The 18,220-nt window shown below is 71.6% G+C and carries 19 protein-coding genes; 6 read left to right on the forward strand and 13 right to left on the reverse strand.

Annotation, left to right across the window (positions count from 1 at the left end; translation table 11 throughout):
* Positions 1 to 2: 2 nt before the first annotated feature.
* From ACHUEU_RS09010 to ACHUEU_RS09020, 3 genes are read right to left on the reverse strand one after another with little or no spacing between them, the layout of a single operon-like run.
* A complete protein-coding gene (locus tag ACHUEU_RS09010) occupies positions 3 to 479 on the reverse strand; it encodes a hypothetical protein (RefSeq protein WP_394215597.1) in 477 nt (158 codons plus the stop codon).
* Positions 469 to 1,506, reverse strand: coding sequence for an alpha/beta hydrolase (locus ACHUEU_RS09015; protein WP_394215598.1), 1,038 nt, complete (start codon positions 1,504 to 1,506; stop codon positions 469 to 471). Before ACHUEU_RS09015 ends, ACHUEU_RS09010 begins: the two co-directional genes overlap by 11 nt.
* Positions 1,503 to 1,721, reverse strand: coding sequence for a BldC family transcriptional regulator (locus ACHUEU_RS09020; protein WP_394215599.1), 219 nt, complete (start codon positions 1,719 to 1,721; stop codon positions 1,503 to 1,505). The genes ACHUEU_RS09015 and ACHUEU_RS09020 overlap by 4 nt, the downstream gene beginning before the upstream one ends.
* A gap of 291 nt (positions 1,722 to 2,012) precedes the next feature.
* Here ACHUEU_RS09020 and ACHUEU_RS09025 point away from each other — a divergent pair, with 291 nt between their 5' ends.
* On the forward strand, positions 2,013 to 2,213 hold the full coding sequence (locus tag ACHUEU_RS09025) for a DUF3073 domain-containing protein (protein ID WP_096803797.1): 201 nt from the start codon (positions 2,013 to 2,015) through the stop codon (positions 2,211 to 2,213).
* A 104-nt stretch (positions 2,214 to 2,317) separates the two neighbouring features.
* On the opposite strand, the gene purM is transcribed toward ACHUEU_RS09025, so the two are convergent.
* From purM to ACHUEU_RS09060, 7 genes are all read right to left on the reverse strand, one after another.
* The gene (gene purM / locus ACHUEU_RS09030; protein WP_394215600.1) at positions 2,318 to 3,481 is read right to left on the reverse strand and encodes a phosphoribosylformylglycinamidine cyclo-ligase; all 1,164 of its coding nucleotides are present in this window, start codon (positions 3,479 to 3,481) and stop codon (positions 2,318 to 2,320) included.
* The gene (gene purF / locus ACHUEU_RS09035) at positions 3,478 to 4,965 is read right to left on the reverse strand and encodes an amidophosphoribosyltransferase (protein WP_394215601.1); all 1,488 of its coding nucleotides are present in this window, start codon (positions 4,963 to 4,965) and stop codon (positions 3,478 to 3,480) included. The genes purM and purF overlap by 4 nt, the downstream gene beginning before the upstream one ends.
* Before the next feature lie 96 nt (positions 4,966 to 5,061).
* On the reverse strand, positions 5,062 to 5,439 hold the full coding sequence (locus ACHUEU_RS09040; RefSeq protein WP_394215602.1) for a hypothetical protein: 378 nt from the start codon (positions 5,437 to 5,439) through the stop codon (positions 5,062 to 5,064).
* Positions 5,436 to 6,233 carry a copper homeostasis protein CutC gene (locus ACHUEU_RS09045; RefSeq protein ID WP_394215603.1) on the reverse strand — a complete coding sequence of 266 codons (798 nt, stop codon included), beginning with the start codon at positions 6,231 to 6,233 and terminating at the stop codon, positions 5,436 to 5,438. Before ACHUEU_RS09045 ends, ACHUEU_RS09040 begins: the two co-directional genes overlap by 4 nt.
* The gene (locus ACHUEU_RS09050) at positions 6,233 to 6,676 is read right to left on the reverse strand and encodes a sterol carrier family protein (protein WP_394215604.1); all 444 of its coding nucleotides are present in this window, start codon (positions 6,674 to 6,676) and stop codon (positions 6,233 to 6,235) included. The genes ACHUEU_RS09045 and ACHUEU_RS09050 overlap by 1 nt, the downstream gene beginning before the upstream one ends.
* Positions 6,677 to 6,680: 4 nt before the next feature.
* Positions 6,681 to 7,979 carry an adenylosuccinate synthase gene (locus ACHUEU_RS09055; protein ID WP_394215605.1) on the reverse strand — a complete coding sequence of 433 codons (1,299 nt, stop codon included), beginning with the start codon at positions 7,977 to 7,979 and terminating at the stop codon, positions 6,681 to 6,683.
* A 125-nt stretch (positions 7,980 to 8,104) separates the two neighbouring features.
* A complete protein-coding gene (locus ACHUEU_RS09060) occupies positions 8,105 to 8,530 on the reverse strand; it encodes a DUF3151 domain-containing protein (protein ID WP_394215606.1) in 426 nt (141 codons plus the stop codon).
* 54 nt (positions 8,531 to 8,584) lie between these two features.
* Between ACHUEU_RS09060 and ACHUEU_RS09065 the strand changes: the two genes are divergently transcribed.
* The 3 genes from ACHUEU_RS09065 (at position 8,585) to ACHUEU_RS09075 (ending at position 11,455) form a co-directional block, all read left to right on the forward strand.
* Positions 8,585 to 10,171 carry a phosphotransferase gene (locus tag ACHUEU_RS09065; RefSeq protein WP_394215607.1) on the forward strand — a complete coding sequence of 529 codons (1,587 nt, stop codon included), beginning with the start codon at positions 8,585 to 8,587 and terminating at the stop codon, positions 10,169 to 10,171.
* Positions 10,172 to 10,214: 43 nt separating this feature from the next.
* Positions 10,215 to 10,640: a D-aminoacyl-tRNA deacylase gene (gene dtd / locus ACHUEU_RS09070; RefSeq protein WP_394215608.1), complete on the forward strand. Its 426-nt coding sequence runs from the start codon at positions 10,215 to 10,217 to the stop codon at positions 10,638 to 10,640.
* Between the two features lie 68 nt (positions 10,641 to 10,708).
* Positions 10,709 to 11,455 carry a phosphoglyceromutase gene (locus tag ACHUEU_RS09075; protein WP_394215609.1) on the forward strand — a complete coding sequence of 249 codons (747 nt, stop codon included), beginning with the start codon at positions 10,709 to 10,711 and terminating at the stop codon, positions 11,453 to 11,455.
* 67 nt (positions 11,456 to 11,522) lie between these two features.
* Here the strand turns inward: ACHUEU_RS09075 and ACHUEU_RS09080 are convergent, their stop codons facing one another.
* Positions 11,523 to 13,127, reverse strand: coding sequence for a helicase HerA-like domain-containing protein (locus tag ACHUEU_RS09080; protein ID WP_394215610.1), 1,605 nt, complete (start codon positions 13,125 to 13,127; stop codon positions 11,523 to 11,525).
* A 106-nt stretch (positions 13,128 to 13,233) separates the two neighbouring features.
* On the opposite strand from ACHUEU_RS09080, the gene ACHUEU_RS09085 reads away from it, so the two are divergent.
* A complete protein-coding gene (locus tag ACHUEU_RS09085) occupies positions 13,234 to 14,232 on the forward strand; it encodes an acyltransferase domain-containing protein (RefSeq protein ID WP_394215611.1) in 999 nt (332 codons plus the stop codon).
* A gap of 9 nt (positions 14,233 to 14,241) precedes the next feature.
* Here the strand turns inward: ACHUEU_RS09085 and ACHUEU_RS09090 are convergent, their stop codons facing one another.
* Positions 14,242 to 14,853, reverse strand: a complete 612-nt coding sequence (locus ACHUEU_RS09090) for a TetR/AcrR family transcriptional regulator (protein ID WP_394215612.1) — start codon at positions 14,851 to 14,853, stop codon at positions 14,242 to 14,244.
* Positions 14,854 to 15,117: 264 nt separating this feature from the next.
* Here ACHUEU_RS09090 and ACHUEU_RS09095 point away from each other — a divergent pair, with 264 nt between their 5' ends.
* Positions 15,118 to 16,212 carry a GNAT family N-acetyltransferase gene (locus tag ACHUEU_RS09095; protein WP_394215613.1) on the forward strand — a complete coding sequence of 365 codons (1,095 nt, stop codon included), beginning with the start codon at positions 15,118 to 15,120 and terminating at the stop codon, positions 16,210 to 16,212.
* A 403-nt stretch (positions 16,213 to 16,615) separates the two neighbouring features.
* Here ACHUEU_RS09095 and guaA read toward each other — a convergent pair whose 3' ends face one another.
* Positions 16,616 to 18,205 (reverse strand): glutamine-hydrolyzing GMP synthase, encoded by a 1,590-nt coding sequence (gene guaA / locus ACHUEU_RS09100; protein ID WP_394215614.1) that lies wholly within the window; start codon positions 18,203 to 18,205, stop codon positions 16,616 to 16,618.
* Between the last annotated feature and the right edge of the window lie 15 nt (positions 18,206 to 18,220).

The following is an 18,220-nucleotide window of genomic DNA, read 5'->3' on the forward strand; positions in this document are numbered from 1 at the left end:
GGTCAAGCCTCCTCGTCGTAGTCGGGGGTGTCGATGCCGAGGGTGTGCGAGGGATGGGCGAGGATGCCGTCCTCGGCGCCGGGCAGCAGGGGGAACCCGCCGATGCTCGCCCCCTGCTCGGTGCCGACGAAAGCCGCGACATCGGCCACATGTCGGCGCGCGTCGTCACCCCGGCCCAGGAACCCGGCGCCGGTGTAGCCGCCCAGGCGCCGACCGGTAATGCGCTCGGCCGCGGTCGCGGTCGCGTCCAGACGTCGGGCGCTCGCGCGCAGACCGCTCGCGATGCGACCCAGCTCGGGGTACTCCTGTCGCGTCCAGCGCTCGTGGATCTCCTCGGCCACCTGCCGAGTTGCCTCATCCTCCGCGTTGGAGAGGTCCGCGATGGCGTTGGCCAGGCGCAGCCGCAGGATCGTGAGCCGCTCGGCGGCACGCCGCAGCGCCTCCGCCCGCCCCCGGATCGAGCGCGGATCAGCGGTCATCGGGCGGCTCCTCCCCGGACGGGGCCTGCAGCGGGGCGCGGGGGTCCTCGGCGTGGGCGGACGCTCCCATCGTCGGCGTCCGCGGGAAGGACGTCTCCAGCCACTCGTCGAGGAGGTCTATCGACCGGGCCCGGGCATCGGCGTCGGAGAGGAACACGTCATGGCGCGCGCCGGGGACCGCTTCGATGCGCACCTGCGGGCTCAGGGCGGCGGCCGCCGTGGCGAGGGTGCGCACGTTCAACACCGAGTCCGAGCGGCGCATCTGCTCGCTGAACCGCGGTCCGATCCGGGAGCGGTCCGCATGGAGCACCAGCACGGGGATCGCGAGCGGGCCGGCGGCGGCCAGGCGACGCTGCCCGTCGATGATCGCGTTGAGGGTGACGGCCGGGAACGGATGGCCTCCCGGTGGTTTCAGGGCGAGATCGTAGTCATAGGCGCCGCCGAAGTCCCGGTGGCTGGCGCGGGCGATGTGATCGCTGCCGGCGGGGAGGATCGGTCTCTCTCGCAGGCGCTCGGCCAGCATCCGCACGGGCACCTGGGCGAGGGCGCGGGTGACCGGCCCCAGATGCATCTCGAGCCAGGGGGAGTTCAGGGCGAGGCCGGCCACCGTGCCGGGATTCCGCTGGGCCCACAGCGCGGCGGTGAGGCCTCCGGTGGAATGTGCGAGCAGCACCGGCGGGCGATCGCGGCCGATGATCCGCAGCGAGGTGCCGATCTCCGCGTCATAACGGCTGAGATGGTCGATCTCGGTGGCGGTCTGGCCCGGCAGCAGGCTGCGGCCGTGCTTGCGCAGGTCCAGCCCCCATACGTCATGGCCCCGGCGGCCCAGGTGCTCCATCAGGCCGCGATCCAGGACGTAGTCCGACCAGCCGTGCATCAGCAGGACCGGGGGACGCGGGGCGTCCGCCGTCCGCGTGCTCCCCGCGTCACGGTGGATGAGCGTGGCGACCAGCGGGCCCTCCTCGTCGACCCCGAGCTCGATCCGGTGCGTCTCGTACCCCTCCCCCAGGAGCGGATCGGTGCTCACACCTCCTTGGAGCTGTCCCGCAGCAGCTCGGAGACCTCGTTCCTGCGGTACCGGCGATGACCGCCGAGCGTGCGCATGTAGGTCAGCTTGCCGGCCTGCGCCCAGCGCGTGACCGTCTTGGGGTCGACATGGAACATCTTGGCGACCTCGGCAGGCGTCAGCAGCTCGGTGGAGTCCTCGTCGCCCGCGGAAGGGTCCTCCGTGGTTGAGTTCATGGGGCGTGCGACCTTTCACAGCGGTATTCGGGGCGCCGCCACGCCGGTTCAGCGCGGTCTGGTGCGAGCACCGGCTCTAGACTAATCGGTACGATCAACGTACTGGCAAACAAACCCTCCGTGTCCGGCCAAGATCCTACGTAGCGGTAGCTCCGACGGGATGTCCGGCACGTCTCACGCCTGGGAGTTCGCCGGAGTGCAGGGCGCTCATGTACCCTGAGATCACGAAACTAATGCCATCTTCCGGGTAGACAAGCACGCCCGGCAGCCGACGCACAGGGGGTCAGATCCATGGGTCGCGGCCGACAGAAAGCCAAGCACACCAAGGTGGCACGGGACCTCAAGTACTACAGCCCGCCGACGGACCTCACGGCATTGCAGCGCGAACTGCAGTCCCAGCGGGGCGAGATCTCCAGCGCCGACGGAGACGACCGGGCCGAGGACAGCGACGAGTGGGCCGACGAGGACGCACCGTCCGCACACCGCCGCTGAGGACACCGGCTGACGCCGGAGAGCACCGTGACACAGCACGAGGGCCGACCCGCGGGTCGGCCCTCGTGCTGTGTCACCTGTTCGGCGGCTGACGGGGCCCGGGCTCAGGCCCAGCCGGCATGCTGACCGGCCATCAGCACCGCGCCGCCGTCGACGCCCTTGGCACCGGTGACGACGTGCTCCAGCGCCGAGCTCGGCGCGGGCAGGGAGTCCTCGCCGACGACCTCCCCGATCACCCGGGCCCCGAGCCCGCGCTCCGCCAGCACCGCGAGCGTCGCATCAGCCGTCTCCGCCTCGACCAGCGCGACCATGCCGATGCCCATGTTCAAGGTGCCCTCGAGATCCAGCTGGGGCACCGAACCCCACCCGGCCACCCGGGAGAACACCGCGCCCGGCTCCCAGCGGGAGCGGTCGATCCGGGCAGCGAGGCCCCGGGGCATCACGCGCGCGAGGTTCGCGGCCAGTCCCCCGCCGGTGATATGGCTCAGCGCGTGGACGGCGCCGAGGGTACGAGCATCCCGCAGCACGGCCAGCAGATCCGCGGTGTAGATCCGGGTCGGTTCGAGCAGCTCCTCACCGAGCGTGCGGCCGAAGTCCGCCACCGGTGACTCGAGGGAGAGGCCCGCGGCGGCGATCACGGCGCGCACCAGCGAGTAGCCGTTGGAGTGGAGGCCGGAGGCATCCAGTCCGATCACCACGTCCCCGTGACGGACCCGCTCGGGGCCCAGCAGCTCTCCGGCCTCGACCACGCCCACCGCAGCGCCCGCCACGTCGTAGTCCTCGGCCGCCATCAGGCCCGGGTGCTCGGCGGTCTCCCCACCCACCAGCGCGCAGCCGGCCAGTCGGCAGCCCTCGGCGATGCCGCGCACGATATCGGCGATCCGCTCCGGCACCACGGCGCCGCAGGCGATGTAATCGGTCATGGCCAGCGGCTCGGCGCCCACGACGATGATGTCGTCGACCACCATGCCCACCAGGTCACGGCCGATGGTGTCGTGGATGTCCAGTTCGCGCGCGATCGCGATCTTGGTGCCCACGCCGTCCGTGGAGGAGGCCAGCAGCGGACGGTCGTAGGACTTCAGCGCGCTGACGTCGACCAGGCCGGCGAAGGCCCCGATCCCGTCGAGCACCTGTGGGCCGTGGGTCGCGGCGACCGCTTCCTTCATCAGCTCGACGGCGCGGTCGCCGGCGGCGGTGTCCACACCGGAGTCGGCGTAGGTGATCCCGGGGGAACGGGAGTCCTCGGGGTGCGGAGTCGTGGAGTTCATGCGTCCTTCTCGGCGGCGGGCTGGGGTTCGGAAGCCTGGATGATGCCCTGGGCTCGGGCGACGGGCTCGGGCAGGGAGACCGGGTACTTCCCGGAGAAGCAGGCGGTGCACAGCGCCGACTCCGGCTGCTCGGTGGCGGCGATCATCCCCTCCTCGGTGATGTAGCCGAGGGAGTCGGCGCCGAGCGAGCGGGCGATCTCCTCGGTGCCGAGCCCGTTGGCGATCAGCTCGGCCCGGGAGGCGAAGTCGATGCCGTAGAAGCAGGGCCAGCGCACCGGCGGGGAGGAGATCCGCACGTGGACCTCGGCGGCGCCGGCCTCGCGCAGCATCCGCACCACGGCGCGCTGGGTGTTCCCGCGCACGATCGAGTCGTCGACCACCACCAGCCGCTTGCCCTCGATCACCTCGCGCAGCGGGTTGAGCTTGAGGCGGATGCCGAGCTGGCGGATGGTCTGGGAGGGCTGGATGAAGGTGCGGCCCACGTAGGCGTTCTTCACCATGCCCTGACCGTAGGGGATGCCCGATTCCTGGGCGTAGCCGATCGCGGCCGGGGTCCCGGACTCCGGGGTCGGGATCACCAGGTCCGCGTCGACGGGATGCTCCCGGGCGAGCTGACGGCCCATCTCGGTGCGGGCCTCGTTGACGCTGCGCCCGGCGATGCGGGTGTCGGGACGGGCGAGGTAGGCGTACTCGAAGACGCACCCCTTGGGCACGGGCTCCATGACCCGTTCCGAGCGCAGTCCCTGCTCGTCGATGATGATCATCTCGCCGGGGGCGACCTCGCGCACGAAGCTCGCGCCGCAGATGTCCAGCGCCGCGGTCTCCGAGGCGACCACCCAGCCGCGTTCGAGGCGGCCCAGCACCAGCGGGCGGATCCCCTGCGCGTCCCGCGCCGCGTACAGGGTCGTCTCCGTCATCAGGGTGAAGCAATAGGCGCCGTGGAGCAGGGGCATCAGTTCGCGCAGGGCGTCCGAGAGGCTTCCCTCGGTGTTCAGCAGCGCGGTGACCAGGGCGGTATCCGTGGTGTTGCCGCGAGCGATCTCGCCGGTGCGCGGCCTGCCGTGGCGCTCCTCGATCAGGTCGAGCAGCTCCTCGGTGTTGACCAGGTTGCCGTTGTGCGCCATGGCCACGGTGCCGTCAGGGCGCGGACCGAGCGCAGGCTGGGCATTGGACCAGGTGGAGCCGCCGGTGGTCGAGTACCGGGTGTGCCCGATCGCGATGTGCCCCTGGAGCGCTTCGAGGGAAGCCTCGTCGAAGACCTGGGAGACCAGGCCCATGTCCTTGTAGACCATGATCTGGGAGCCGTCGCTGGTCGCGATGCCGGCGGACTCCTGCCCGCGGTGCTGCAGGGCATAGAGACCGTAGTAGGTCAGTTTGGAGACGTCCTCACCGGGGGCGAAGACGCCGAAGACGCCGCAGGCATCCTGCGGGCCCTTCTCCCCGGGGAGCAGGTCATGGGAGAGTTTTCCGTCGCCACGTGCCACTGGTCCATAGTGCCACAGGCGGCGTGCAGGGCGGCGCGGCGTCCGCCGGGATCGGGAGCGATCGTCGCCGGGTCCCGGCGGGCTCGTCCCCGGGGGTCAGCGGCGTCGCTTCGGCCTGCGGCGATGCCTGAGCGAATCCACCAGCGCGGCGATCGCGGCCAGTGGGAGGCCGAGGAACACCACCGCCACCAGCATGAAGTTCAGGACCCCGCTGATGTCGGCGAACTGGAAGAAGGGGGCGCCGAGCAGCGCGACCAGGGCCGGCGCGATGAGCGCGAGGGCGACCCAGAATCCCAGGGTCGGAGTGCGGCTCCGACGCACGTACAGGCTGGTGACCTCGCTCTCACCCGGCGCATCGACCCCCGACTGTTCGGAGCCCCCGCCGCGCACCGACGGCTCGGCGTGCGCAGCGTTATCGGCATTGTCGCGGTTCTCGGGCTGCTCGGGGGGCTCGGGGTCTCTCACAGTGCTCACAGTCCTCCAGCGGCGTCGACCGCCGCGGCGACGATCGCCGGGTCGGTGCAGGTATCGGGGGCGTCGTCCTCGACCGCGGTGCCGGGTCGGCGACGCGCGGACAGATGGACGTCGGCCACCCCCGTGCGGCGCACGAGATCGCCGATGTCGGCGGGGCGCACCCCTCCCCCGGCGCAGATGTCCAGCAGTCCCTCCGCGGCGGCGACCATGGCGGCCAGGTCGTCCGCGCCGTCCAGCGCCCGGGACGCACCCCCGGAGCTGAGCACCCGGTGGATCCCGAGGCCCAGCAGGGTCCGGACCGCGTCCGCCCGCTGCGCGCGACCGGGCAGGGCATCGATCGCGCGGTGGACGGTGAGGGTGACCCCTCGCATCGCGGTGCTGCCGGCCTTCAGCGCACCGTCCCGGACGGCCTCGATCGCGGGCAGGTCCAGCTCACCGGTCCCGGTGAGCGCACCGATCACCACCCCGGCCGCCCCCGCGGCGACGCTCTCCTCGGCCTGCCGCGCCATCAGCGTGATCTCCTCGGCCGAGTAGGCGAACTCCTCGGGCCGATCCAGGAAGTCACCGTGCTCGGCGCGGCAGCGGACCAGCACGTGCACGTCGAAGTGGGGCTTGGCATCCCGCGCAGCGACCAGCGCGGAGGCGCGGGACGTGCACTCCTGGACCAGCTGGGCAGGCGGGGTGAGCCCGCCCCGGGCGAGATCCACGCACAGCTCGACCCGGTCCGCACCGGCATGCGCGGCGACCTCGAGACCAGCGAGGTCCTCGACGGCGATCTCCACGGCCACACTCATCACTCCTTCTCCTCAGGGGCCGGCCGCTCCTGGCCCGCCGGCGCCCGGACAGCCTGATCACGGGCGGCTCGGACGATGCGGCGCAGGCCGGGCAGCGGCAGCAGCTGCTGGAGGTCGCTGCGCTCCCCGCTCGCTCGCACCCGCCCTTCGGCCGCTGCCTGCTGCCAGTCGAGGTCACCGGTCACCAGCGCCAACCAGGTGGCCGCATCGGTCTCGACCACCGCCGGTGGGGTGCCGCGGGTGTGCCGGGTGCCAGTGATGGCCTGCACCGCGGCGTAGGGCGGGACCCGCAGCTCGACGGCGCCGCCGGGGTACTCCTCGGCGAACAGCTCCAGGGTGTGGCGCACGGCGGGGGCGAGCACCGGGCGGCCTGCCCCGTCCGGGGCATTCGCCCAGGAGGTCAGTGCCTGCCGCCCCGCCTCGGGATCGGTACGACGGCTCATCACGTCAGCTGGTCGCCGCCGGCAGCAGGTCGTGGACGGCGATGGTCGCGGCCCGGTCCGGACCCACGCCGATGGCGCTGATCCGGCAGCCGGCGAGCTCCTCGAGGCGGCGCACGTAGTTCCGTGCGTTCTCGGGCAGCTCCTCGACGGTGCGGGCCGCGGAGAGGTCCTCGGTCCAGCCCGGGAGGGTCTCGTAGACCGGGGTGGCGTGATGGAACTCGGTCTGGGTCATCGGCATCTCGCGGTGGATGACGCCGTCGACGTCGTAGCCGGTGCAGATCGGCACCTCGTCGATCCCGGTGAGCACATCGAGCTTGGTCAGCACGATGTCGGTGAAGCCGTTGATGCGCGCTGCGTGGCGGATCATCAGCGCGTCGTACCAGCCGCAGCGGCGCGGTCGACCGGTGTTCACGCCCACCTCGCCGCCGACTCGCTGGAGGTACTCGCCCCACGTGTCCTCGAGCTCGGTGGGGAACGGGCCGGCGCCCACGCGGGTGGTGTACGCCTTGACGATCCCGATCACCCGATCGATCCGGGTGGGGCCGACGCCGGTGCCGGTGCAGGCACCGCCGGCGGTGGGGTTGGAGCTGGTCACGAAGGGATAGGTGCCGTGGTCGACGTCCAGGTAGGTGGCCTGGCCGCCTTCCATCAGCACCACCTCGTCACGGTCCAGGGCCTCGTTGAGCAGCAGCGTGGTGTCCACCACCATCGGCCGCAGTCGTTCGGCGTAGGAGAGCAGTTCCTCGACGATCTCGTCGATCTCGACCGCCCGCCGGTTGTAGAGCTTGACCAGCAGCTCGTTCTTCTGCCGCAGCGCACCCTCGATCTTCTGCCGCAGGATCGACTCGTCGAAGAGGTCCTGGACGCGGATGCCGAGGCGTCCGATCTTGTCCATGTAGGCCGGCCCGATGCCGCGACCGGTGGTGCCGATCGCCCGCTTGCCCAGGAAGCGCTCGGTGACCTTGTCGAGGGTCTGGTGGTAGGGGGCCACGATGTGCGCGTTGGCGCTGATGCGCAGGCGGGAGGTGTCCACGCCACGGGACTCCAGCATCCCGATCTCGTCGAACAGTGCGCCGAGGTGGACCACCACGCCGTTGCCGATGACCGGTGTGACCTGGGGCGAGAGGATGCCGGCGGGGAGGAGCTTGAGCTCGAACTTCTCGCCGTCGACGACAACGGTGTGGCCGGCGTTGTTGCCTCCGTTGGGCTTGACCACGTAGTCGACCCGTTCACCGAGGAGATCGGTGGCCTTGCCCTTCCCCTCGTCACCCCATTGGGCTCCGACGATCACGACGGCGGGCATGGCGACTCCTGAGGAACGGGATGTGACTTTCCGGGCAGGTGGCCGCGTGCGGTGCACAGGGCCGCGCAGATCCTACCAAGCACGGCCGGGCGCCCCCTGCGCACCGGGACGCCCGGCCGGTGCGCTCAGTCCAGCAGGCTCGGGTCGGCCTCGCGGAGGAAGCCGGTGACGCGATCGGCCTCGGCCTCGTCGCCGAGCCGGCGCGAGGTCTCGCCCAGCAGCGCCAGCGCCCGCAGGAAGCCGCGGTTGGGGGCGTGGGAGGCGGGGATCGGCCCCTGCCCGCGCCAGCCGGACTTCCGCAGCGCGTCCAGGCCGCGGTGGTACCCGGTGCGGGCGTAGGCATAGGCGGCGAGGTCGTCGCCGTCGGTCAGCGCGTCCTGGGCGAGGGTGGACCAGGCGAGCGGGGAGTCGAGATGACGTGCGGTGACCTCCCGCGGGTCACCGTCGACCAGCTCCTCGCTCACCTGCACATCGACGAAGTCGTCGGGGAGTCGGGTCTCGGGAATGCCCAGAAGGTTCCCGCTGGTGAGGTTATCGGTACGATCAGCCATGCAAGCATCGTAGGCGGTGTCGCCTGATGACCACATGACCGGAATGATTCACCCATGTCACACACGCAGGACGGGTCCGAGCTCCTCACCGGGCCCGGCGCGGGAGGACTGCTCCGCTCGGCCGTCGGCAACTCCGGTGGCGTGCTGCACAGCTGGCAGCTCGACCACGTCGACCACCGTCCCGGTCGCAGCACCAAGGCGCTGTACCGCACCCAGGTGTCCTGGCCCGAGCTCGACGGGCCGCAGGCACCCGCGCGCGAGGAGCTCTTCGGCGCCAGCGCCCACATCGGCGAGCGCGAGAAGAACCTCTACGTCGCCGAGCAGACCCTGGTGATGACCGACGGCGACATCAACGTGCGCGTGTGGCGCTACCCCCACGACCCCTGGCTGCCGATGCTCCCACAGGTCTGCTATCCGGACATCGTGGGCCCCACCCTCCACGACCTCGGTGCCTCCATCGGCCCCGATCCCTCGGTGCCGATCGCGATCGACGTCGTGTCCTACCGCCCGGGCCGCCGGGCGGTGCTGCGCGCCTCGCAGGGGGACCGGGCGGTCTACCTCAAGGTGATGCAGCCCCATCGCAGCGGGGAGATCGTGGACCGCCACGATCGGCTGCATGCGGCCGGTGTCCCGGTGCCCGAGGTGATCGCCCATCACCACGGACTGGTGGTCCTCGCCGAGCTCCCCGGCCGCCCGCTGGCCCGCGCCGTGATCGATGAGGGCGTGGACGCCTGCCGGGCCGAGGACCTGGTGGCCCTGCTGGACCGGCTGCCCGCCTCGATGTACTCGCTCTCGCTGCGCCCGCCGTGGACCGACTCGGTGGACTTCTACTCCGGCATCGTCAGCTCCTCGGTCCCCTCGCTCGGACCGCGGCTGGATGCCCTGGTGCGCTCGATCCGCGATGGCCTCGCCGCCCTCGAGCAGCGGATGGACATGCGCCCGCACGACGTGGTGCACGGAGACTTCTACGAGGCGCAGGTGTTCGTCGAGAACGGCAAGGTGGTGGGCCTGCTCGACATCGACACCGTGGGCCCGGGCCGCAGGGCCGATGATCTGGCCTGCCTGCTCGCCCATCTCAGCGTCTTGGCCGACTACGGCAACGCCGGTCGCATCGATCGCGCCACCCAGGAGCGGGTCGAGGAGGCCATCGGCACCTGGCGCGAGATGTTCTCGGACCGGGTCGATCCCACCGAGCTCGCGCTGCGCTCGGCAGGTGTGGTGCTGTCCCTGGCCACCGGTCCGCACCGCCAGCAGGAGGCGGCCTGGGAGGCCGCCACCGAGGCGATCGTGCGGGTCGCCGAGGAGTGGGTCTCCGCGGCCCGACGTGCCGAGGCCGAGCGCGATGCCGATCTGGCCGCGAAGCACGCGGCGACCGCACCGGTGGCCGACTCCCGGCAGGTGGCTCCCGCCTCGCCGACGCAGGGCCCGACGGGGGTGCGCCAGGTTCCGCCGCAGCCCGCCGCCCCGCAGTCGGGGCCGCCGGAGAACACCGGGCCCCTGCCTCCGCAGCCCCTCTCCCCCCGGCCGGTTCCGACCACCGGGCCGCACGCGCCGCCTCCGCAGCCGTCCGGCAGCGGATCCGATACCGGCGACGACTCCCCCACCCAGGAGCGACGGATCGACTCGATCCTCCCGGGCTGAGGGCCCCGCGGCCGAGCGTCGCCGGCTGTGCCACCATCGGGGCATGCGCGCAGTGCTCCAGAGGGTCGACGGTGCCCAGGTCGAGGTCGAGGGCGAGGTGGTCGGTGCGATCGAGGGCGAGGGCCTGCTGGCCCTGGTGGGCGTGACCCACGGGGACGGCCCCGAGCAGGTGGCGACGATCACCCGGAAGATCTGCGAGCTGCGGATCCTGGACGGGGAGCGCTCGGTGCTCGATGCCGGGGCGCAGGTGCTGGTGGTCTCCCAGTTCACCCTTTACGGCGATGTGCGCAAGGGGCGCCGGCCGTCCTGGAGCGGGGCCGCACCGGGGCCGGTCGCCGAGCCGCTGGTGGAACAGGTGGTCGAGGCGCTGCGTGAGCGCGGGGTCACCGTCGCGACCGGACGCTTCGGTGCCATGATGCGGGTGGGGCTGACCAATGACGGGCCCTTCACGATCCTGCTCGAGGCCTGAGCGCCGCTCGCCGGGCGTCCCGTGAGCACGACCTGCACTCCACCGATGCGGCCGCGTACCCTGGCCCCATGACCTACACACTCGTGCTGCTCCGCCACGGCGAGAGCGACTGGAATGCGAAGAATCTGTTCACCGGCTGGGTGGACGTCCATCTCACCGAGAAGGGACGCCAGGAGGCCACGGAGGGCGGCGACCTCCTCAAGGAGGCCGGGATCCTCCCCGATGTGGTGCACACCTCGCTGCAGCGCCGCGCCATCATGACCGCGAACCTGGCCCTCGACGCGGCCGATCGCCACTGGATCCCCGTCAAGCGGGACTGGCGACTGAACGAGCGCCACTACGGCGCGCTGCAGGGGATGGACAAGGCCGAGATCCGCGAGAAGTACGGCGAGGAGCAGTTCATGGCCTGGCGCCGCTCCTACGACACCCCGCCGCCCGAGATCGAGTTCGGCACCGAGTTCTCCCAGGACCAGGATCCGCAGTACGCGGATCTCGGCGACCAGCTGCCGAAGGCCGAGTGCCTCAAGGACGTCGTCGAGCGCTTCCTGCCGTACTGGGAGGAGGGCATCAAGCCCGACCTGGTCGCGGGGAAGACGGTGCTGATCGCCGCCCACGGCAATTCGCTGCGCGCACTGGTGAAGTACCTCGACGGCATCTCCGACGAGGAGATCTCCGGGCTGAACATCCCCACCGGCCAGCCGCTGGTGTACGAGCTGGACGAGGACTTCCAGCCCGTGGACCCCGGTGGCCGCTACCTCGACCCGGTCGCCGCGAAGGCCGCCGCCGAGGCGGTCGCGAATCAGGGCAAGAAGTGAACTGACGCTCCCCGGCAGACGGCGTCCCCACCACGTGAGGTGGGGGCGCCGTCTGCGCCCGGCACGCTCAGCGGCGGCGCCGGGTGCCGAACAGGCTGCGGGTGATCTCGCGGCCCAGCACGGTGCCGGCGGAGCGGAGGAAGGAGCGCACGGCCGGCTTGTCGAAGAATCCGCCGTCGCCGCCCTTCTCCCGCGAGGGGCGCTTCGAGTCCGCCGCGTCGCCGGCCTTCCGGTCGCTCTTCTCGGCCTCTGCGACCGCCTCCGCGTCCTCCGCGGCCCGCGCGGCGAGGATCTCGAAGGCGGACTCACGGTCCACTGCGGTGCCGTACTCCTCCTGCAGGGGCGAGGCCGCGACGGCGGCGGCGATGACATCGCTGCCGGCCGGATCCATCGAGGACTCCGGCGCGCGCACGGCGGTGATCGCGACCGGGGTGGGGGCGCCGTCCTCGCTCATGACGGTGACGATCGCCTCGCCGGTGCCCAGCGCCGGGATCACCTCGACCAGGTCGTGCTCGGAGCTCGGGAAGGTGGACGCCGTCGCCTTGAGCGCCTTCGCATCGTCGGGCGTGAAGGCGCGCAGCGCGTGCTGGATCCGGTTGCCGAGCTGGGCGAGCACATCGCCGGGGATGTCCTTCGGGGTCTGGGTGATGAAGAAGACGCCGACTCCCTTGGAGCGGATCAGCCGGACCGTCCGGACCACCTGTTCCAGGAATGCGTCCGAGGCGTCCTTGAACAGCAGATGCGCCTCGTCGAGGAAGAACACCAGCCTCGGCACCTCGAGGTCTCCGACCTCCGGGAGCTCCTGGTAGAGCTCGGCCAGCATCCACATCATGAAGGTGGAGAACAGCTCCGGGCGCTGGGCGACGCCGAGCAGCTCGAGGCAGGAGATGATGCCGGTGCCGTCCTCGGCCGTGCGCAGCAGCTGCGCAGGGTCGAATGCCGGCTCACCGAAGAAGACATCCGCGCCGGAAGCCTCGAAGGCGGTGAGGCTGCGCAGGATCACCCCGGCGGTGGAGGTGGAGATGCCACCGATGCCCTCGAGCTCGTCCCTGCCCTCGTCGGAGGTGAGGAACTGGATCAGGGAGCGCAGGTCCTTGAGGTCCAACAGGGCCAGGCCCTGGGCGTCGGCATAGTAGAAGATGAGGCCCAGTGAGGATTCCTGGGTCTCGTTCAGCTCCAGGACCTTGGACAGCAGCACCGGTCCGAAGTCGGTCACCGTGGTGCGGATCGGCACGCCCTCGCCCTGCCCGCCGAGAGTGAAGAACTCCGTGGGTGCGGCGCGGGAGATCCACTCCTGGCCGCGGGCGGCGGCACGGGCGGTGAGCGTCGAGGAGGCCGGGCCGGGCACGGCGATGCCGGAGAGATCGCCCTTCATGTCGGCGACGAACACGGAGGTGCCCGCATGCGCGGCCTGCTCGGCGATGATCTGCAGGGTGCGGGTCTTGCCGGTGCCGGTGGCGCCGGCGATCAGGCCGTGGCGGTTCAGCATCCGCACCGCGAGGTTCACGGCGACCGCGGGGTCGGGCTCCTCCCCCTCGAGCAGGGCGCCCAGGTGGATGCGGCCGCCCTCGAAGGCGTAGGCGTCCCGGATGGCGCGGGCCGCCGGGCTCAGCTCGGCGGATCCGTGCGGAGCCCGCCCCTCCGAGGCGGGCGCGGTGTTCTCAGGACTCATGCGGGGCTCCTCCTGCGTCGGTGCAGGCCGACGGATACGTGGTCTCGACCCTGGAATCGTAGCCGCCCAGCTCACGTCCGGCGGGCGGGGACGCTAACGTATCGGAATGTCCGATCATGACCAGCTCGAAGTCCTCGGCGATCCGCCGCACGTCGTCCGCGCCCTCGACGAGCTGCCTCGCCCCGCGGTGGCGGCCATGCTGCGGGCCCCGTCGGCACCCGCGCTGCTGGAGCTGCTGGGCATCACGGGAGCTGACCAGGTCGAGCTCAGCGCCCTGATCGGTCCGGCCCTCGAGGATCCGGAGATCCTCGCCGAGATCACCCGTACGGCGAACCTGCTGCGCGGGGCCGCCGGGCTCGACGTCCCCGCGGCCGAGCTCGGCGCGCTGGAGGCGAGGCACAACTCCCTGCAGCAGCGCCTCGCCCCGGGCGAGGGCCTGGTCCCGATCCTCGCCCTCGCCGTGAGCACCTCCACGGTGCGCGCCTGGCATCGGGAGCGAGGGCTCAGCACCGAGCAGTCCTGGCAGGTGCTCGCGGACCTCGGCCAGCAGATGCGGGTCCACCGCCACAGCAGCGGGCGGCTGGGACTGCACCAGCTGCCCTGGATGGCGCTGAACTGGTGCGGCCGGCTCGTGCACCTGGGCCGGCTGCAGTTCGATCTGCACCGGGTCGAGGAGGGGACGACGCAGGAGCGCTGGGTGCTCGGCACCCACATCCCGGCCTCCGGGCCGCTGGATCCCGCTGCGGTGGACGACTCCCTGGCCCGCGCCACCGCGTACTTCACGACCCACTACGCAGATCTCGGCACGGGACGCCCTGACCACGCGCCGCCCTTCGGCCACGAGTTCGTCTGCGACTCCTGGCTGATGAACGAGCTGCTGCCACGGGAGCTCGGCGAGGAATCGAACCTCGGTGCCTTCGTGCGCCGCTGGGAGATCGTCTCCCGCACCCCGGGGGACGATTCCGCCGCGTTCTTCGTGTTCGGATCGCGCCCGCCCTACGACCCCGCGGAGCTGCCGCGCACCACCCGTCTGGAGCGGGTGGTCGGTGAGCACCTGGCCGACCGCCGAGGCTGGGAGGCGGGCCTCGGACGCCTGGTGCGCTGAGGCGGCGGTTCAGAAGACCGAGGCGCCCTCGTCATAGCGGTCGAGGACCTCGTCGAAGGCGGTGCCCAGATCGATGCCGCGGGTCATCGAGACCGCGAAGGCGCTGCGGGCGACCGCGAAACCGATCTGCACCGAGAGGTTCGCCTGCTCCTGGGCGTGCTCGCCCTCGAGAGCATCGGCCAGCGCCTCGACCATCTCGGTCTGCACCGACAGCAGATTGCCCGAGGAGAGCGTGTGCAGCCTCGGTTCTGATGCCATGACCTGCTTCTTCAGCTCTCGCAGCTCCGGCTCCGCCGGCGCGGCGGCGAGCGCTTCACGCATCACGGAGCGCAGCGCCGCGCGCGGGCCGACCCCCTCGATCCGCTCCCGCAGCTTCTCGGCGACCCCTTCGCCGCTCTCCAGGAGCACGCCGATGATCGCGGACTCCTTGGTGGTCCAGTGATTGAAGAAGGTGCGGGTGGAGACCCCGGCGCGCTGGGCGATGGCCTCGACCGTGACGCCGCTGAGCCCGTTCTCGTGGACGAGCTCGAGGGCGGCGCGATGCATGGCGATGCGGGACTGGCGCTTCTTCAGCGCCCGCAGCCCCAGGGCCTGATCGGGAGGGATCGTCTCGTCATTCACGGGACCATCGTAGGTCCGACACGAGTCACCATCTGCACTCGGTGAGACAGTGCAGTGCTTGCGGCAATGGACGAGCATGGCTCGGTCGGGGGCCGCTGTCGTGCTGCACCCGCCGAACGCCCCCGACACGCATCATCGCCCGCACTCCGGCCCCGGCAGGAACCGCCCCCGCGCGCCGCCCCGATCCCGGTGAGCGCTCCGGAGCAGCTCGAGGACACCGGCGCCTCCCAGCGGTCCGGGATCGAATCATGAAAAGATGGGCAGATGCTGCTGACCGATCACGTCCCGCCCACGATGCCCCCGGCCCTGGAGGGCCGACTGACCACCCGGGTGCCGATCGAGGCGGACGTCCCGGCGGTCGTCAGGCTGATCACCGCGGACATCCGCCGCCACACCCCGGACGGAGAGGCCGATGAGGCCGGTATGCGCTCGCGGATGGTGGGGCTGAAGTCCTGGGCGCGCCGGGAAGTGGTGGTGGTGCCTCCCGCCGCCGATGGCTCCCCCTCCCTCGACCAGCCGCCGGTCGCCTGGATCGCTCTCGAGGATCGGGCCACCGGTCGCACCAACGTCCAGTTCGTGCTCGCCCAGGACTGCCCCGAGCGCGACGCTCTGGCCGCCGCCCTGCTGGACTGGGCGGTCGAGGTGGGCGGCTCCTTCGCCCGGGCGCGCGGGGTGGAGACCACCCAGCTGGACGCCGACGCGAACGAGCTGGACACCGATCGGGGGCGGCTGCTGCAGGCGGCGGGCTACGAGAGGGTCCGCACCTGGCTGCACATGCGGCGTCCCGTCGATCCGGCAGAGCTCGCGGAGCTGCCCGCCCCCCGCGAGGGCACCCGCGTGCGGCAGGTCCACCGCCACGAGTCCGGCCTGCCGGTCGCCCAGGACGTGCGCACCGTGCACCGGATGCTCGAGGAGTCCTTCGCCGACCACTTCAACTCCTACCGCGAGTCCTTCGCCGAGTTCGTCCAGCGGCTCATCGAGAACCCGGAGGAGGCGGGCTGGGATCACTGGTGGATCGCCGAGATCCACCGCGACGGGGTCTGGCTCCCCGCCGGCGGCCTGGTCGCTGCGGTCGTCCCCGCGACGGCCGCCCGTGGTGAGGGCACCTACCTGGAGTACCTCGGGGTGCACCGCTCCGCCCGTGGCCACGGCATCGCGAAGGCACTGCTGAACGCCTCGATCCAGGACGCCGCCGAACGGGGGCGCACCCACGTCGATCTCGAGGTCGACGACGACTCCCCCACCGGCGCCGACGGCCTCTATGCCGCGATGGGCTGGGAGGTCTACGAGCGCACCCAGTCCTGGCACTCCTCAGCGCCCTCGCACCCCTCGCGCCTGCTCGAACCGCCGACGGCCTGAGCCGGGCGGACGCGCAGCGCCCCGCGATCCCGCGATCCCGCGATCCCGCGCCGATTGTCAGGTTCCGTGCCAGTTGCCTGCGACGATCGGTTCGGAACCTGACAATCCCCGGGCCCAATCCGGCACCACGGTCGCGACTGCGGTGTGGCTCGAGCGGCCCTCGCTGCGGCGGTGCCGTGCTTCCGGCTGCAGACGTGGACGTCGGCACCGGGCAGCACTGCACCAGGCACAGCACCAGGCACGGTCGAGTCGTGAGTTCCGCCGCCCAGGACGCCGCGTAGGCCGTGCTTCTCACGACTCGGGGCGGCAGGGCTCGGCAGCATCCGTGCCCGGGCAGCACCGCGCCCCGCGACCGGATCCGGCGGATCAGTGCGGGGCGCCGGCTGCGGGGCTCAGCGGGAGGTCACTCCCACTCGATGGTGCCCGGGGGCTTGCTGGTGATGTCGAGGGTGACGCGGTTGATCTCGCTGACCTCGTTGGTGATCCGGGTGGAGATCCGTGAGAGCACGTCGTAGGGGACCTTGGCCCAGTCCGCGGTCATCGCGTCGTCGCTGGTGACGGGGCGCAGCACCACGGGGTGGCCGTAGGTGCGGCCGTCGCCCTGCACGCCCACGGAGCGCACGTCCGCCAGCAGCACCACGGGGCACTGCCAGATGGTGCGGTCCAGGCCCGCGGCGGTGAGCTCCGCGCGGGCGATCGCATCGGCCGCGCGCAGGATGTCCAGACGCTCCTGGGTGACCTCGCCGATGATGCGGATGCCCAGGCCCGGCCCGGGGAAGGGCTGTCGCCAGACGATCTCCTCGGGCAGGCCGAGCTCGGCGCCGACCGCGCGCACCTCGTCCTTGAACAGGGCGCGCAGCGGCTCGACCAGCTCGAAGGAGAGGTCCTCGGGCAGGCCGCCCACGTTGTGGTGGCTCTTGATGTTCGCGGCGCCCTCGCCGCCGCCGGACTCGACGACGTCCGGGTACAGGGTGCCCTGGACGAGGAAGGCCGTCGCCTCGGCGTGATCCCCCTCGACCACGCCCTGCTCCCGCAGGATGTCCGCCTGGGCCTGCTCGAAGGTGCGGATGAACTCGCGACCGATGATCTTGCGCTTGGTCTCGGGATCGGTGACCCCGGCGAGCGCGTCGAGGAACTGCTGCTCGGCGTCGACCATCACCAGCTTCGCACCGCCGGTGGAGGCACCGAAGGCCTGTTCGATCTGCGCGGACTCGTCCTGGCGCATGAGGCCGTGGTTCACGTACACACAGGTGAGACGGTCGCCGATGGCGCGTTGCACGAGCGCGGCGGCGACGGCGGAGTCCACCCCGCCGGAGAGGCCGCAGATCGCGGAGCCCTCGCCCACCTGGGCACGGATCCGCTCGAGCTGCTCCTCGATGACGCCTCCGGTGGTCCAGCTCGGCTCGATGCCGGCGCCGCGCACCAGGAAGTTCTCCAGCACCTCCTGGCCGCGGTCGGAATGCCCGACCTCGGGGTGCCACTGCACACCGAAGAGCCGCTTCTCGGTGTTCTCGAAGGCCGCGACCGGGCTGCCGGACGAGGTGGCGACCACCGAGAATCCGGCGGGGGCGGCGGTCACCGAATCACCGTGGCTCATCCACACGTTCTGCGTGATGTCCTGCGCGGCGAGCAGCTGCGAGGTGCCGTCGATGCTCTCCAGACGGGTCGCGCCGTACTCGCGCACGCCGGTCGGCGCGACGGTGCCGTCCAGCGCCGCGGCCATCGACTGGAAGCCGTAGCAGAGCCCGAGCACGGGCACCCCGGCCTCCAGCAGCGCCGGGTCCAGTCGCGGGGCGCCCTCGGCATAGACGGAGCTGGGCCCGCCGGAGAGGATGATCGCCCGGGGCCGCTTGGCGAGGATCTGCTCGGTCGTCAGCGAGTGCGGGACCACCTCCGAGTAGACCTGGGCCTCCCGGACCCGGCGGGCGATGAGCTGTGCGTACTGGGCGCCGAAGTCGACGACGAGGACAGGGCGCTGGTCGGTGTCGTTCACCCGAGAGAGTCTACG

Origin of the sequence: Brachybacterium vulturis, from assembly GCF_043641765.1 — a bacterium.
Lineage (GTDB): Bacteria > Actinomycetota > Actinomycetes > Actinomycetales > Dermabacteraceae > Brachybacterium > Brachybacterium vulturis_A.

Coding starts and splice junctions, on each gene's coding strand:
- ACHUEU_RS09010 (WP_394215597.1), bottom strand. CDS start 479: ATGACCGCTGATCCGCGCTCGATCCGGGGGCGGGCGGAGGCGCTGCGG.
- ACHUEU_RS09020 (WP_394215599.1), bottom strand. CDS start 1,721: ATGAACTCAACCACGGAGGACCCTTCCGCGGGCGACGAGGACTCCACC.
- ACHUEU_RS09025 (WP_096803797.1), top strand. CDS start 2,013: ATGGGTCGCGGCCGACAGAAAGCCAAGCACACCAAGGTGGCACGGGAC.
- purM (WP_394215600.1), bottom strand. CDS start 3,481: ATGAACTCCACGACTCCGCACCCCGAGGACTCCCGTTCCCCCGGGATC.
- ACHUEU_RS09045 (WP_394215603.1), bottom strand. CDS start 6,233: ATGAGTGTGGCCGTGGAGATCGCCGTCGAGGACCTCGCTGGTCTCGAG.
- ACHUEU_RS09050 (WP_394215604.1), bottom strand. CDS start 6,676: ATGAGCCGTCGTACCGATCCCGAGGCGGGGCGGCAGGCACTGACCTCC.
- ACHUEU_RS09055 (WP_394215605.1), bottom strand. CDS start 7,979: ATGCCCGCCGTCGTGATCGTCGGAGCCCAATGGGGTGACGAGGGGAAG.
- ACHUEU_RS09060 (WP_394215606.1), bottom strand. CDS start 8,530: ATGGCTGATCGTACCGATAACCTCACCAGCGGGAACCTTCTGGGCATT.
- ACHUEU_RS09065 (WP_394215607.1), top strand. CDS start 8,585: ATGTCACACACGCAGGACGGGTCCGAGCTCCTCACCGGGCCCGGCGCG.
- dtd (WP_394215608.1), top strand. CDS start 10,215: ATGCGCGCAGTGCTCCAGAGGGTCGACGGTGCCCAGGTCGAGGTCGAG.
- ACHUEU_RS09075 (WP_394215609.1), top strand. CDS start 10,709: ATGACCTACACACTCGTGCTGCTCCGCCACGGCGAGAGCGACTGGAAT.
- ACHUEU_RS09080 (WP_394215610.1), bottom strand. CDS start 13,127: ATGAGTCCTGAGAACACCGCGCCCGCCTCGGAGGGGCGGGCTCCGCAC.
- ACHUEU_RS09085 (WP_394215611.1), top strand. CDS start 13,234: ATGTCCGATCATGACCAGCTCGAAGTCCTCGGCGATCCGCCGCACGTC.
- ACHUEU_RS09095 (WP_394215613.1), top strand. CDS start 15,118: ATGCTGCTGACCGATCACGTCCCGCCCACGATGCCCCCGGCCCTGGAG.